Raw genomic sequence first — 15,162 nt, 5'->3', positions numbered from 1 at the left:
TACAACAACGATTATGTACTGCTAACAATATATTTTCATCTCCTATGTGTTTGCGAACGCAAAACGAGCAAGAACATATGATGTTGACAGTACTGTATTTCTTTTATATTGGATTGACTATATCGATGACTGAACATTGTGACTATTTATAATGACAGATAAAACCAAGACTAATGTGACAGATAAAGCAAATGAGCCATTTTTAGCAGATAAGCAACCTAATGCTCTAGACATCCCTACAACGCCGCTTGCGCGTGTTCATTCGTCACAGAAACACGCTTATCTTTCAGACGGATACGCTCAGAGCGGCGCAGCTCAGCCTTATATTGACAACCAGCCAGCCAGCTTAGCAGTAGAGGCCGCTGTTGCCATTGTCATCAATGGCATACATTACGCGGTACTAATGGCAAGTCCGAACCAGCTTGAATATTTAGCCGTTGGGTTTTTATTTAGTGAAGGCTTAATTCAACATAGTCATGAGCTATTAGATTGGGAAGTGACGCCGCTTATTGATATTTCAAGTTATCAACAATTTGCTCAAGACCTAGATGCTGACAGTAATGAACCTGCTACTTTTGAGCAAATTTCCGAGCAACTGCAAGATTATGATGTCTATGTGGTCGAGCTGGTACTAAGTCAGCGCTGTCATCAACGTATTCAGGCTCAAAGGCGTCAGCTAGCAGGACGCACAGGATGCGGCATGTGCGGCATTACTGGATTGACACAAGCACTGCCCGATCTTAGCAGCTATTCACAAAGGCGCTTACCTCATACGCCTCAATCTCACTCAACCAAGCGTGCAGCAATACCCAGTCTTGAGTATCTATTAGACATGCGACAAAAAGTGGATGCGTTGCAGCATACACATCAATTGACTGGCGCGGTACATGCAGCTGCCACGATACATGAACAACAATTGTATCTATTTGAAGATGTAGGCCGTCATAATGCCCTTGATAAACTGATTGGCTGGCAGTTGCGTCAGAAAAGAGAGGTAAGCTGCGTGCTGATGACCTCACGTTTATCGATTGAGCTGGTACAAAAATCCATTCGTAGTGATATCCCTTGGCTGGTTGGTATGTCTGCCCCTACCAGTACCGCGGTTCGCGTCGCTGAACGCTATGGATTGGGTGTGGCTGGATTTTTGCGCAATGATCGAGTGACATATTATTCAAATTATCTAAATACTTAGAGCAGCTATATAAGACGTCGCTAATCTACCATGCTATCAAAAAACCAAATGCTATTAGAGTGAAAACTCAGTAAATAAGCTGTCACTGATAATATCAATCTGTATGTTCGCTATCAAATACCTACCCAACGCAGAGTCTATGAAGCCTTTTTATAGTATAAATAAACGCAAATAGTATCTAAATATAAGTAAGCGAGAAAATAACCTGTTTTTAATCAAAAAATGACTTGTAATTTGGTATATTTTTGCTAATATAGTCCACCTTGATTGGCTGGATGGCAGAGTGGTCATGCAGCGGACTGCAACTCCGTTAACGCCGGTTCGATTCCGACTCCAGCCTCCAATTATTTATTAACTTTACGTTAATTTTAGCTTGCATTATTAGCATAACCGCTTATAATAGCCAGCACTTATCTAGCAAGTAGAATGCTTACTGAATAGATAATACAAGTTTTGCCCGGGTGGTGAAATTGGTAGACACAAGGGATTTAAAATCCCTCGCTAGCAATAGCGTGCCGGTTCAAGTCCGGCTCCGGGTACCATATAGCAGTACAAAAAAGCCCAAACGTCATAAGCGTTTGGGCTTTTTTGTGCGCGTTTATATTTACAAATTAAGCGAAGCCTATTTTATCCTATTGATAGCATACATAGGCATAGTCTACCTAGAAGACGACGAGCCAACCATTACACTGGATAAAAACGATCACGGATTAGATTACTCGTATTTATCCTGTTTAAAGCATTTGATTGTCAGCCTTGCGATACGCTAAAAAACACTGCATCATTGTTTTCATTATCAAAAGATATCTTTATTATTAGTCGTCCACTAACATTTTCTTGCCTACTTGATAAACCTTGGCTGGTCTGCTTGAGCCTTTCTTTCCTTTTTTAAGCAAATAAATGACAGTGCTTGCGTGGATAAACGTATCTATCCGTGCCCCCTACCCAGCATTTTTCAATGCTATATAATAATTAAGTACACAATCATTATTCAATATGACTCAGGGAAGAGGATTCTATATTGTTCATTGTTTTAGACCTACTACAAACAATTCCAACTTGGCATTTAGCAGGCTTGTTTATCGCTGGTATGGTCGCCTTTATCATCTCTGTCATTTCTGGCGGCGGCGGAGCCATACTACTGATACCAGTCACTTCTTGGATGCTAGGAGCAGCAGCGGCGCCACCAGTAATCAACTTGGCCACTTTTATCAGTAATGGTTCACGAATTTATCTATTTTGGCATCATATTGATTGGTCATTGACCAAATATTACGTACCTAGTGCAATCTTAGGGGCATGGCTGGCTGCATTGATTTTTAGTCGTTTAAATGCCAACTGGATCCAATTATTGGTCGGGGTATTTTTGGTATCTACCATTTTTCAATATAAGTTTGGCAAGGTAAGCAAGACCTTTAATATGCCAAAAGTTGGCTTTATACCTTTAGGATTTGTCATTGCTTTTATGAGCACATTGATAGGTGGTCTCGGCCCGATACTCAATCCTTTTTATATGAATGCTGGTCTAGAGAAAGAAAGTCTTATTGCCACCAAAACCGCCAATTCTTTTTTTGTGGGCATTGTACAAATCGGCAGCTATGCTTTTTTTGGTTTGCTTACTGCGAATATTTGGCTATATGGGCTTGTGTTAGGACTGGGTGCAGTTATTGGTAATATTATTGGCAAACGCTTTTTGGCGGGCATGAGTGTGAGTCAGTTTAGAATCATGCTGCTCATACTTATGGTCGTTAGTGGACTTATTATGATAGCCAGAAACGCCCACGTACTTTTTTAATCAGTCGGTAGTTGAACTCAAATGCCTATCAACTATTGGTATCTTAAAGGCACAATGGATAAAAAATTCTTGCTAAACATTGATTTTAAAGGCGTTGATACGCTTTATTATCATTGCTCACTCCATAGCAGCCTATAGAATATAAAACTTATCATGTCATAACCCGAAGTTGACTCACTTCTTAAACACAAGATAAGATAAATAGCGATACTGCTGATATTTACTATAACTGTATATATTAAATGCAAAGCAAAACCCGTTAATGCGAGAAAACAATGTCTGTAAACCCCATTCCCAAGCTTCCTCAACACAAATGGCAAAACTTAGAAGCTATCCCCGTGTTTGAAGCAGATGAGCCCCTACATATCATTCCAAATACTGAAAAATTAAAACAATTTCCTATTTATTTTGATCAAAATATATCACACGCCATTGATGTTTGTGTAGCAAGATCCTCTGTTATTCAAAAGCTGCAACAGGCGGCAAACCTACTCCCTGATCATTTAGGGATCGTCGTACTAGATGCTTGGCGCTCACGAGATGTCCAACAAGCCGTTCAAACAGAGATAGGCGACATCATAAAAGCCAAGTATCCGAATCTAAGTATGTCTGATCAACAAGACATTTTGTCAGACTTTGTCGCGCCAGTCGGTCCAAATTTTATCAGTCCTCACTTAACAGGTGGCTCTGTAGATATTACTTTGTTTGATGTAAAAACGGGTGAATGGCTTGATATGGGCGCTGATTTCGATGAGCCCACAGAACGCTCACACACGCATTTTTATGAAGACCAACCCGAGCATACTGCTTGCACGAACAGACGCTTATTGTACTCAGTCATGACGACCGTTGGTTTTAGCAATTTGCCAACAGAATGGTGGCACTTTGACTATGGCAACCCGCTTTGGGCGCATTACTATCAGCAGGATCATGCTATCTATGGGGCCGCTCATTGGGAGTCTGTAGCGTCTTAGGTACGCGTAGTGCTTAAGATAGTACCTAACCTAGTTTTTTGCTAAGCAACACTTGTATTTGGTTCATGGAGGGACTTTGTGGAAACACTTATTCAAGCAGATGATCATTTAGCATTATGGACATTCGTATTGGTTGCTGCCACTTCAGCAATTTTCATTGAGCAACGCTATAAATGGGCGAGTAAAATACCCGGTGCGGTGATCGCTTTGTTAATCGCTATTACGGCTTCAAACTTAAAAATCATCCCAACAGACGCACCTACTTATGACATTGTTTGGGGCTATATCGTCCCGCTTGCCATCCCCTTACTACTCTTCAAGACCAACATACAGTCGCTGGTCAAAGAAAGTTGGAAGCTATTATTACTTTTTTTAACCTCCTCTATGGCAACCATGATCGGTACGGTCATTGCTTTTTTGGCGCTGCGACATTACATACCCGATTTAGATAAAATCAGTGGGATGATTTCAGCCTCTTATAGTGGTGGCGGTGTGAACTATGCTGCTATGTCCGCCAAATTAGAGCCGAGCGAAAGTATTAATGCTGCTACGATCGTCGCTGACAATATGATGATGGCTTTTTACTTTTTAATACTCATTGGATTGGCTGGTATACCTATTATTCGCCGCATATGGGGCTCACCGCATACTGATGAGATTGAAAAAGATCCAGCAATGCAAAGCAGTCGCACTTTGTCTGAGGCTTATTGGAAGCCCAATCTCATATCATTAAAAGACATTGCAATCTGTTTAGCAAGCTCCATGCTCATTGTTTTGATTTCATTCAAATTGTCTGCATTATTAAAAGCGGTATTAGGTACCAGCGATAATATTATCGGTGATTTGATTATCAACCTCATTACTGATAAATACTTATTGTTGACCACGATTACCTTTATCGTGGCTTCTCTCTTTAAAGGCACTTTTGAAAAATTAAATGGTAGTCAGGAGCTTGGTACTTATTGTATTTATCTCTTCTTTGTTGTCATCGGTATCCCAGCCTCCATCAGCTTGATTGTGACCAAAGCACCCTTATTATTCGTCTTTGTCTTTATCATTGCGATGGTCAATTTGGCCATTACCATGGGTATCGGTAAACTATTCAAATTCAATATTGAAGAAGTTGTACTTGCCTGTAATGCCAATATCGGTGGACCGACTACGGCAGCGGCGTTGGCAATTAGTAAAGGCTGGACAAAACTGGTCGGCCCTATTTTAGTCATCGGTACGGTCGGTTATGTCGTCGGCAACTATATCGGCACGATTATCTACTTTTTGGTCACTCAGATTGGTATGTAAACGCTATGAGACAATACAAAAAAGTCGATACCAAGTGGTGTCGACTTTTTTATTGCACTTTTTATTAAGCAATCACCAACATCACATACAGTACCGACCCGATAAACCATGTCGCATTGATCGCAATCCCTGAATACCATTTACGTTTAACCGCTTTATTTTGGTTAGCAAAGGCCGCTTGACGCTCTGCCGTGATAGGCAAGATATTATAGGGATTGTTTTTTCCCTCCCACATGAGACGACGCTGCACTTCCGGATGCAGGGCAGGATTGGCGCTTGATTGATAGATATTGCCTTCAGCTAGATCTAAATAGCTGATTATGCAGCATCTAGCCCAATCACCAAGACGAAACTCATGCGTGGGATTTTTAAGATAATAATCTTTGGAAGCTTGAGCAATATCAGCGCAGGCAAATAATGATCTACTCATATCAGTTGGACAAGCTTGCGCAAACTCTGAGTTTAGTGGTAGCTCATCTGCTGGACGCTCCATATAGGTGCGAATAAAGGACCATTGGTCGTAGGGATTAAGTCGCATATCTTCAAAACTAATAGAGTGTATCAAATCTCCTGCTGACTCATCGATAACGTGCAAATTAAGAACTTCATAAACTAAGCCTTCATTACGTCTCACTGAGGCAGTAATATCTTTGTAATTGATTAGGTGAAAGATAGGCTTCTGCTTACGCTTGTGCTCATAATAAGCGATTTGTTGAGTATTTTTTAATAGCAATATTTTGTGGTATCGAGATTGCTTTCTTTTAAGTTGCTTTAGAGTAAAAAATGCACCGAATGATAAGATTGATATCAGTATAATCAGCATTATTATTAATGAAAAACCAACAATATCAAAAGGACTTAAAAAAATGTAATCATATATAACCGCCAACAAGAAAAATATATTCTGCCCACCTAACCATGCACCACAATATGACGCTAAAAGCCATACGTTTTGAATAGAGTTTATTACTGGATGAAACAGTAGATAATCTGGATTCACCTCATGGATAAGCGAACTTAATCTCTTAATACTGGCATTTTTTTCTTTAAAATTAGGAATACCGCCCTCATAGGGGCGACTGAGTATTTTACCGACAGGAGGTATGGGAGGAATGGGTAAGATCATAGTTAAACGATATGTGATTAGCGAGCAATGTTAACTAACTATTATAAACCACCACTGCCCACGAAAACAAACTTATGTTAATTAATATCGCTACTATCCATCTAAAATTGACTTGCCAATTCTTACCTTGAAATGCCCTCTGTGCTTCAGTAGTGATTGGCTGTATCGGATAAGGATTGTCTTTACCATCCCATGTGAGTAACTTCTTAACATCAGGATGTAGAATCGCCCTTTTGACACATTGATAATGACTGCCATGAAACAAGTTACCTAAAGCATATATTGAACCTATAGCTAGCATGCCCATAACGGTTCCCCCACTATGTTTCGTGTTTATAGAACCCTCTCTTCGATAGATAATGTCGCTACAAGCAAATAATGATTTGCTTGTATCAGTAGGATAAGCCTGACATAGCTTTGAATCTATCGGTAGCGCTTCACTTGGACTTTCCATGTAGGTACGGATAAAGGCCCATTGCACTCTTGGATTCACGTTATAGTCTTCCAATTTTAGATGATGGGTGATATCTCCGGTCTCGGTGTCGGCAACGTATAAATTAAGCGGTGTATATGCCCGATTGCCTTTGTCTTGATGCAGGTCTGGATGGATGTCTTTGTAGTCTACTATTTTCAGCTCGTAGGGCTGTCTGATTTTCCATAGCGGACGGTAGTAGTAGGCTATCTTTTGCTGCTGCTTTAAGAAGTAATATTGGGTGCGAAACGGTTTCTTGGTAATGAATTGATAGAGAATTAGAATTAGAGGTATACATGACGGTATAAATATGAAGATCCCAACTATTAAAAACCAAACCATAAATTTGGAATTCAATAGCTCTTCATTTCCTACTACCATAAGACTCATAATAGAAAACATAAAAACAGAAAAATAAACCCAGCCAATAATAAAATAAAAATACCAAAAATAAGCAGGGAAAAAGGTAAGGTAATCGGGGTTTAAATTATGAATTTCTCTATTAAGATAACTTATATCACTTTCATGATCGTTGAGTAACGTCTTATCTATAGGCTGAGTGTATGGGCGATCTATAGGATTATTAAGTTCACTAATATGAGTAGCAAAGTCGTTGCGCAGTTGCATTCAAAGCCTTCTAATTTTAATTTAAGCGATCACATACAATAAAAAAAAGGTGACCAAAAATTTATTAAAATAACCACCCCAAACTGACCACATACCACAGCTTACCAACCATACTTGGATAATCACCGTGTGGTCTTACAGCACCCATCATGTCTATAATAAATGCACCCACGAATAGCATGGCAATAGTAGCAATAGCGATTCCTACGCTGTAAGACACTGTTTTCCAAATAGGCTGGTTGCGCTGCTCAAGATTGCCTTCAGGTAAATTCTTATTCAGATCATAAGGGTCATTGGGATCAATCTGACATTCCGCTTCGATTTGTCTACTAAAGCGATGCCGATAACTGGTCAGCATAGAAATCACGCGGCCTACATAGCGCAGTGCCAATAAAGGCAGAATAACTAATGTCACTGGATAAAATCTAAACGTGCGTTCAGGATACTCTATATTTTCGTGAGAGTAATATAGTACATTGAGTATCAAGCGCTTAAATGACATGAGCGGTGTTTCACGTTTCTTATGAATGGGATAGATATAACGTATGGCTTCTTTGACTTCTTTTAGTTGCTGATCATCGCCTTCCATATACCGACGGATAAACTCAAAATAACTGATTAAACTCTGATCTATGACATTGTTTTGAAAAGCGAGTGCAAACATACCTGTCACGGTTTCGCCATCCTTATCAAAGGTAACCGCTCTAATGTCTCTGTCTTCACTAATATAGGCAATAAAAAAGGTCAATTCGTCCCAGTTATATACCTCTACCTTACGGTTATATTGACGGACATAGACCTTACGGGTTTTGCGGTTAAAGCGGATAGGATAATGCCATGTGGTCAATAACTCGGTTGAGAGTACATTTATTAATGGAACAAAGAATAGAAGAATCATAGAAAAAGCAAGAATAAGACAAACACTTAAATACACAATATTAAAATCTGTTATAAATCTCATTATCGCAAAGATAATACCGTTGCTAACAGACAGTCCAACAAACCCTAAAGCCAGCCCCCATCCTACCGCATCGCCACGTCTTCTTTCATTGCGACCTGTGGTTTCTAGATACGTTGAATTAAACTGTACAACCGTTTGTTGAGGCTGCAACGGCACATCGTAGGTTGTATCTTTTTCTAACAGCACTCTTTTACGGATGCCTTTTACATCATCAAGCTTTTGCCCCACTGCCTGATAACCAGGGGTCAAAAATGGTGGCTTCTTGGTCAGTCGAAACCGCCCTTCCATGTCTACAACATATCCACTCATTATTCATTGTCCTAAATTTTTATGGCTTCGCCATTGGCTGCTTTTTCAAGCTTTAGCTTTTCAGTTTCAAATGTCCACGATTTATTATCTGTCCCCCAAGTACCATACTGGAGCCATTTTTCTAACGGTGTTCTTTCGAACCACATAATAGCCAACCCAGCCACGATAGATACACCCAAAATAACCCACCCCGCTACCGGTACCCACGAACCACTAACACCAAATGCGAGCAAAGTAGTTGATATAACGCCCGAACCAGCAGATGTTAAGTACAAGACACCCATTGCATTATCATTATTTTCAAAGTTAGTCATCGCTGCTTGATAGTCATAATAAGCAAAGACGGCTGCCCCACCAATATTAAGGCTCCTAGCGCCTACTTTTAGACCTGAATAAGCAAGTTCAGTACCTTCTACCATTCTAGCCAGTTTAACCTGTCTGTGAGGACTATTAGTGGGAACTGCCCCATAAAGCTCTCTTCTTAAACCAACAACGTCAGCTCTATGCTGTACCACACCACCTGCCAATATCGCTATACTGGCACCAAACTTGTGTAAAGGCTCTTTCGCATCAGTACCAGCAGAATCTATGAAGCCTCCAAACAGACTTAAACAAGACAATACTTGTAGTACACCACCAAAATTACCAGCACCTGACTGGGATGCTTGACTTTTATAAAAAACTTTAAACTCTTCAAATTTTAGTCTGTAATCAGTCATCATAGCTTTTGCTATATCTGCTGAGCTTTTTGCACTATTAGCATTAGTCAAAGCCTCTATACTAACGAAAACAGTCACTTTGGTAGTTATGTTTTTGTTTACCTCAATGCCATCTGCTTCCATTTCATTGACAAATTGTGAAGCGGCATCTCTCAGCTTATTGTTACTTATTTGCTGACCACCATTTTTGCTAAGTTCTGTTTTGAGTAGCCCATAAACCCCTTTAGTAATTTCTTTAATATTACCCTCAACGGTAACCACAGACAAAGGCCTTCTAGTAAATATACTCATCAATAAATCACTACGCCCAAGCTTTATATTTGGGTAAGCAGTACTGGTTACTAGCTTATCATTACCAATTTTACGAGCGTATAAGTAAGTATCAAAGGTGAGTTGCTCTAAAGTAATGGTAGTACCATAATCTTTTAACTTTGTTAGATATTTATTTTTAATCACTGATAACACCTCTCCTGCTGCTGCAGACCATGAAAGTGTTAAAATGCCATTAATGGTAAGGCCTTTGCTTTGATTTTCAACTTGGTTAATAGTGCTGTCATCATTGAAACAGTAAGCTCGGCCTAAGTAGTTTTTTTTGTTTGAAAGTGAATTTTTTGTCAGCATAGCAGTATACTGTTCGGCTATGATAGAGTACTTGGCAGTTGAACCAATAAACTCTTGTACAGTCAGCGTATAACTTGCACAGCTGTCTATATCGCCACTATCAAAATTGTACGTCATTTCTGCTTTTAGGTATTCTGAGAGTAATTCTTCGTTATAAGCTTCAACTAACTCATCTAATATTTCTTTTCGACTTATATTGTTAGTGTTTTTAGCCTTATCATAGCTAGATGACCATTTTTTCATTTCATCATATCTAATAAACTCTTTAAAACCCTCTTCCCAATTATTTTTATAATAACCTTTTGCCAAATCTTCTTTTGAAGTCAAGAAGATGTGATTAGAGCCATAGGGATCACTTAGAGACTCTCGCTTCCGTTTATCAGCATATGCTGGAGCATTAGATTTAATCTGGTTTTCTAAATCAAGTATAGTGTTAGCAATAAATGCTTTATGATTCAGTGTATCAAAAGAATTAACAGACATACTTTTAAGTAGTTTTGAATCATAATAATCTTCAATATTAATCATAAGCTCATTTAAATCAATCAGCGTACCAACAGAGTCAGAAAAAGTGACAACAAATACTGTGTTGTCTTCACCAGTCGTATCTATATCTTTTCTCATATAGCTAATGAGTGCATTATTTAACTCTATTGCTTCTTTTTGTTTATTCGGCAGATAACCCTCATTTGTGAATGGGTTTGGTTTTATAAATTTTTCTCTTATTTGAAAAGGCCCTATAGGTCCGTACTCTATAGGAAGGTTTCCAAATAAAGCCTGTGAATTTGAACCTCCATCCGATGCATAACCCCATGTACTTGCTTGACCAGCTTCATATAACCTAGAATTATTTTTTAGTGCTTGGCTAAGTTCAATCATATTATTTGTTTTAGCACCATCAGTATTATTTTTATGCCTATCTAATACTGTTTTTGTCCATTTAACAGGACTATAAGCTATCCATAACGTTTCAATATCGTTATTTGGATTAGGAATGCGGATAAAGCTGTTTAATACCGTACAGTTACCTCCCTTTAAGCATGTTGAGTCTTTGTAAGGTAAGTCAGGCTCATTTGCATAAGGCGGCGGACCTGATACACCAGTTACCGTGAAACCTTTAAAATAACGACCTTCAGTAATAATATAGCCATACCATTTATTGTTATTATCCAGAATATAAACATAGCCCTCATGCAATAGCCTTTGAGGATAAGATAAATTAGCTATGCCTAGCTCATTAATATCAATACTACAGCCCCAACGCATTGGTAATAATGTAATCCCTTCCGTCAAGCACTGCTCACATCTCTCTGCCATGACCTTGTTCCTTATTTTTTAATTATCTATTTCTGCTAAGCTAGATTGTTCATAGCACTCATACAGCCACCTATTCATCATCGTCATACGATCCACAGGATTGGTAAGGTGCGTGGCAGCGGTTAGTTGAGTGTTGGCTTTGTCCAACCAACTAAGTAATGCCTCATAGTGATTGAATATCAAATCGTTACCATCAATCACTTCTTTAGCAAAGAAGCGATTGAGTATACTAATGTTATCTAACTGGTTTTGAGCGATTGGGCAGTAGCTTGATTGATGTTGGATATAGCTTTTAGTGTCTAGTACACAATCGTGAATCTTATCTAAACTGCACCAGTCACTACCAAAGGCCAACCACAGCCGCTTGGGATAGCCATAGCGATTGGCAATATAATGGTGCTGTTGTAACGGTAAAAGGTGAATCAGTACTTGCGCATCTAAGTAGCGAAAATGCTTTTTTTGACCACCTTTCTGGATGATTTGGTTCAATCCTAGTAAACGAGCGATTTGCTTAGTATCTGGTTTGAAGGCTTCTATATCAGTTACAGTAACTATTGGCTGCTGCCATTCAGGATCATCTGGTAGATACTCTTTTGCACTGACTCTTGTTTTATATGCTCTTATATTAGGGGCAGTATAATCCAATAGTGTGAGTATCCCGTGATGACGAGATAGCAGCTCACACTGCTGCAAATGCACCTCTAATATATTACTAATGTCTGAGCTTAGCGTGACCATGACTGGACTATCAATCATGTGATAGCGCATCAGTTCCTGCTCTAATGAATATATGGCATCAGGAAAAACAGAATGAATTTCTTCAATCAACTCTGTTTGACTATGATGAACAATCATGACGTCAAAGGTACTAAGTACCCTAGCGTTAAGCATTTGCGTCTGTAGACTTATGCTCAATGGTTTTTCTGGTTGAATATTCATGATACTGTCATGCTTTTATATCTGTATATAAGGTTTGAGTGAAAGTCATCTTTATTACAAGTCGGTACTAGCGGCATGATTGTCCTCAGCCTGCTCTGCTAACTTCTCACAAGCTTCAAACTGCATTTGCTTCATCACTAATTCCTTAGCAGCACCGCCCCCACTACCCCAATCTACCTTACTTGCCTTATAACCTACTTGGCTTGGCGTGATAAACGTCACATTACCACTAGACATCTCAATTCCACTGCCAGCAGCTTTTAACGTCAGCGTATCAGGCGCAATGATCTCAATACTGTCTCGGCTATGGATACGCAGTACTTGCTCACTATCAAGGCGCATCTCGCTTTGATGCGCTTGTATGGTCACATCACCATGCGCGGCAGTATGAGTTTGTGCTTTGTTTGAGTAGTAATGAATATCGCCTGCGACCAGTTGATTCATCTGCGTTTGACTGTGATGATGGGTGCTTTCTGTCGCATGACTATGCGTGCTTTGGATACTAGTAAATTGGCTATGCTGTCCACTGAGTATGGCGAGATGACGCTGGGAGTCGATAAGCAGATGCGACTGTTGCCATTGTCCAGATTCGCTTAATGCTGTGTCATTGGTGTCTTTACTAAACTGGGCAAATGGCGTTTGAGCGTCTTCTTGGTTTTGGCTACCACTTGGTTTGTTATTGGCACCGCTAGCCAATCCGACAGGCTGATGGGTATTGGCGAGTTGCTCATACGCTTGTTGATGCTGATCGGCGGTTTGTAGTTTGCTATGACTGTCATGACTCATATGAGGGTTTGATGAGGGATCTGCTTGCTGACTACTGATATGCAGTCCTCTGCTACCTTGTACATTAGCGGCGGCCCCAGTCTCTATGCTGATGCCGCGTCCACGTGCAAGGCCTCGCGTGTGGTCGGTATGCTGGTATAGATGACCAATCGTCAGGCTGCTTTGGTAGCTTGTGCTATAGACATTGATTTGCGGACTCTCAGGATGAGCATCAAACATGAGCTGGTTGTAGCCGTTAGCGAGGCTGTCTTTGGTCGCATCCCCCGTACGGCTTGAGTCGATACTTTGGGTTTTGATGCCGTCTATAGGATGGGGATGGCTTTGATTGATAAACCATGTCGGACTGGTGGCGTCGATGAAGTCTGTGTCACTGGCAATACTATTGTGCTGGGCGTCACTGTTGCCTTGACCGTTATGAATGCTACCGATGATGATGGGATGGGTAATATCACCCCCGATAAAGTCGATCAAGACGTGTTGGCCATGGCGCAGTGGATGGGTTTGTCCCATGTGATCGGCAACCAGATGGCTAGCAATAGGTACCCAGTGAGACGTGTCACTATTATTATCCTGTCCGCCTTCATCATTTTGCCAATGATAGCGAATATGAGCACGGTGATTTCGGTCAGTGGTAATGGCACTACTATTGGTATCAATAATGCTGGCGCTCATCAGTCCAGTGAGACTGGGGTGCGGCTGCCCGATCTTAGCTAGCTGTTCGCCAAAAGGAATATGGTTATGATGCGGAAATGGTAGGTAGCAAGCAGTGATATGGTGGACATTATTATTACTATCGTCCTCACTATTATTGTCATTATCAATTAAATGAGGCTGCAACGTCATTGGATCAAAGGGTGCGCTGCCCAGCCAATCTGCCGGAATATGATTATTAATGCGATGATGAATAGACGTCAGGCTAATCGGCTCTGTCACATAAGGATTACCATCGATATAGTGTGCACTTGGTAGATTCAGATGACGGATATTACCAGCAAGGCTACTTACATTAGCAAGCTGCTCAGCGTTTTTTTGATAACGAGTAGCAAGATCACCCAGACTGTTATCATCGAAGCGAGTATGACTATGTAGGAAGCGGGTATGATTATTTGGACTACTCGAATCGATCGGTTGTTCACTAGTGCTGCTACCAGTATATGTGCTCATTAATCGATTGTCATAACGATAAATATCGGTTTGTTGAGTATGCTGAGCAACACGCGGATGAATGGCCGTGATTCGGTCTTGTCTGTCGGCAAGATTGGCTGGGTTTTGGCTCAATATACTATGAACTTCAGTGGTATCTGGACGCAATGCTTCGGCGTCGTTCGGCAATAAGACTAGAGTGTGCTTATCAGCTTCATGACGGTAGTAACCTGTAACGCCGTATAAAGCAAGATACTGAGTCAAATAAGCCAAATCTGTTTGGTTGTATTGCACGCTGTGCTGAATATGATAATCGCTCAAACGCTCATCGATCTCGATGTCCATCCCATAGGGGCTTAATATATCAGTGATGAGCTCGCTGAGGCTAAGGTGATGATGACGACGATTGTGGCTAGAGAGACGTAACTGGTTTAATGCAGGCTCGCAGACAATACGATAAGCTGCCATGCCGCTATTACTACCAAGGGCAACCACTTCTGTGATTATACCGTGACGAGTTTGATGCGGTAGTGCCATATCACCAGTAAACCACTGAACCGAAAGCATCTGCCCTAGCCAGCCTGTGATATTGAGTCCCGCTTGTGGATGCAATAAGGTAATACTCATGCGGTAGCCACAATACAGCGCAAGCTGACGCTCTTTATAACTTTGAGCACGTTGGTCATGATGATAAGGACTTGGATAGTCACTCGGCACTGGCATGAGCGTAGGCGTCGCCCAAACACTGTTCGGGAGTGGCATGCCCAGTAAACTCTCAATGATATCCGCCTGCTGTACAAGACTGGTTGCGATATCAGGATGGGCACTGCTGATTTGCAAGTGCCGCTTTGTTTGAGTCCATACCATGATAAGCCCTTCTAT

General features: G+C 40.6%; 10 protein-coding genes and 2 tRNA genes. 6 read left to right on the top strand and 6 right to left on the bottom strand.

What is annotated here, in order from left to right; genetic code table 11:
* The first annotated feature begins 151 nt into the window (after positions 1-151).
* The 6 genes from fdhD to CZ794_RS08770 all read left to right on the top strand — a co-directional run bounded on the left by fdhD (position 152) and on the right by CZ794_RS08770 (position 5,260).
* Positions 152-1,192 carry a formate dehydrogenase accessory sulfurtransferase FdhD gene (gene fdhD, locus CZ794_RS08795; protein ID WP_087041227.1) on the top strand — a complete coding sequence of 347 codons (1,041 nt, stop codon included), beginning with the start codon at positions 152-154 and terminating at the stop codon, positions 1,190-1,192.
* Between the two features lie 269 nt (positions 1,193-1,461).
* Positions 1,462-1,535 (top strand) — tRNA-Cys (locus CZ794_RS08790).
* A gap of 112 nt (positions 1,536-1,647) precedes the next feature.
* A tRNA-Leu gene (locus CZ794_RS08785) sits at positions 1,648-1,734 on the top strand.
* 479 nt (positions 1,735-2,213) lie between these two features.
* The gene (locus CZ794_RS08780; RefSeq protein WP_227681244.1) at positions 2,214-2,987 is read left to right on the top strand and encodes a sulfite exporter TauE/SafE family protein; all 774 of its coding nucleotides are present in this window, start codon (positions 2,214-2,216) and stop codon (positions 2,985-2,987) included.
* Positions 2,988-3,262: 275 nt separating this feature from the next.
* Positions 3,263-3,961: a M15 family metallopeptidase gene (locus CZ794_RS08775; RefSeq protein ID WP_087041225.1), complete on the top strand. Its 699-nt coding sequence runs from the start codon at positions 3,263-3,265 to the stop codon at positions 3,959-3,961.
* A 78-nt stretch (positions 3,962-4,039) separates the two neighbouring features.
* Complete coding sequence (locus CZ794_RS08770; protein ID WP_087041224.1) at positions 4,040-5,260, top strand: DUF819 domain-containing protein; 1,221 nt, start codon at positions 4,040-4,042, stop codon at positions 5,258-5,260.
* Between the two features lie 64 nt (positions 5,261-5,324).
* Here the strand turns inward: CZ794_RS08770 and CZ794_RS08765 are convergent, their stop codons facing one another.
* The 6 genes from CZ794_RS08765 to CZ794_RS08740 form a co-directional block, all read right to left on the bottom strand.
* Positions 5,325-6,386 (bottom strand): hypothetical protein, encoded by a 1,062-nt coding sequence (locus tag CZ794_RS08765; protein WP_087041223.1) that lies wholly within the window; start codon positions 6,384-6,386, stop codon positions 5,325-5,327.
* Between the two features lie 34 nt (positions 6,387-6,420).
* Positions 6,421-7,485: a hypothetical protein gene (locus CZ794_RS08760; RefSeq protein WP_087041222.1), complete on the bottom strand. Its 1,065-nt coding sequence runs from the start codon at positions 7,483-7,485 to the stop codon at positions 6,421-6,423.
* Between the two features lie 64 nt (positions 7,486-7,549).
* Positions 7,550-8,755: a DUF6708 domain-containing protein gene (locus CZ794_RS08755; RefSeq protein WP_087041221.1), complete on the bottom strand. Its 1,206-nt coding sequence runs from the start codon at positions 8,753-8,755 to the stop codon at positions 7,550-7,552.
* A gap of 11 nt (positions 8,756-8,766) precedes the next feature.
* A complete protein-coding gene (locus CZ794_RS08750) occupies positions 8,767-11,412 on the bottom strand; it encodes a T6SS effector BTH_I2691 family protein (RefSeq protein ID WP_087041220.1) in 2,646 nt (881 codons plus the stop codon).
* A gap of 18 nt (positions 11,413-11,430) precedes the next feature.
* The gene (locus tag CZ794_RS08745; protein WP_087041219.1) at positions 11,431-12,351 is read right to left on the bottom strand and encodes a hypothetical protein; all 921 of its coding nucleotides are present in this window, start codon (positions 12,349-12,351) and stop codon (positions 11,431-11,433) included.
* 54 nt (positions 12,352-12,405) lie between these two features.
* Positions 12,406-15,147 (bottom strand): contractile injection system protein, VgrG/Pvc8 family, encoded by a 2,742-nt coding sequence (locus CZ794_RS08740; protein WP_087041218.1) that lies wholly within the window; start codon positions 15,145-15,147, stop codon positions 12,406-12,408.
* Positions 15,148-15,162: the final 15 nt, after the last annotated feature.

Source organism: Psychrobacter sp. JB385 (assembly GCF_900163785.1).
Lineage (GTDB): Bacteria > Pseudomonadota > Gammaproteobacteria > Pseudomonadales > Moraxellaceae > Psychrobacter.
The sequence above is the reverse complement of the archived record's forward strand: the minus strand, read 5'-3'. Positions and strand labels throughout refer to the sequence as shown.

Coding starts and splice junctions, on each gene's coding strand:
- CZ794_RS08740 (WP_087041218.1), bottom strand. CDS start 15,147: ATGGTATGGACTCAAACAAAGCGGCACTTGCAAATCAGCAGTGCCCAT.
- CZ794_RS08765 (WP_087041223.1), bottom strand. CDS start 6,386: ATGATCTTACCCATTCCTCCCATACCTCCTGTCGGTAAAATACTCAGT.
- CZ794_RS08760 (WP_087041222.1), bottom strand. CDS start 7,485: ATGCAACTGCGCAACGACTTTGCTACTCATATTAGTGAACTTAATAAT.
- CZ794_RS08755 (WP_087041221.1), bottom strand. CDS start 8,755: ATGAGTGGATATGTTGTAGACATGGAAGGGCGGTTTCGACTGACCAAG.
- CZ794_RS08775 (WP_087041225.1), top strand. CDS start 3,263: ATGTCTGTAAACCCCATTCCCAAGCTTCCTCAACACAAATGGCAAAAC.
- CZ794_RS08745 (WP_087041219.1), bottom strand. CDS start 12,351: ATGAATATTCAACCAGAAAAACCATTGAGCATAAGTCTACAGACGCAA.
- CZ794_RS08750 (WP_087041220.1), bottom strand. CDS start 11,412: ATGGCAGAGAGATGTGAGCAGTGCTTGACGGAAGGGATTACATTATTA.
- fdhD (WP_087041227.1), top strand. CDS start 152: ATGACAGATAAAACCAAGACTAATGTGACAGATAAAGCAAATGAGCCA.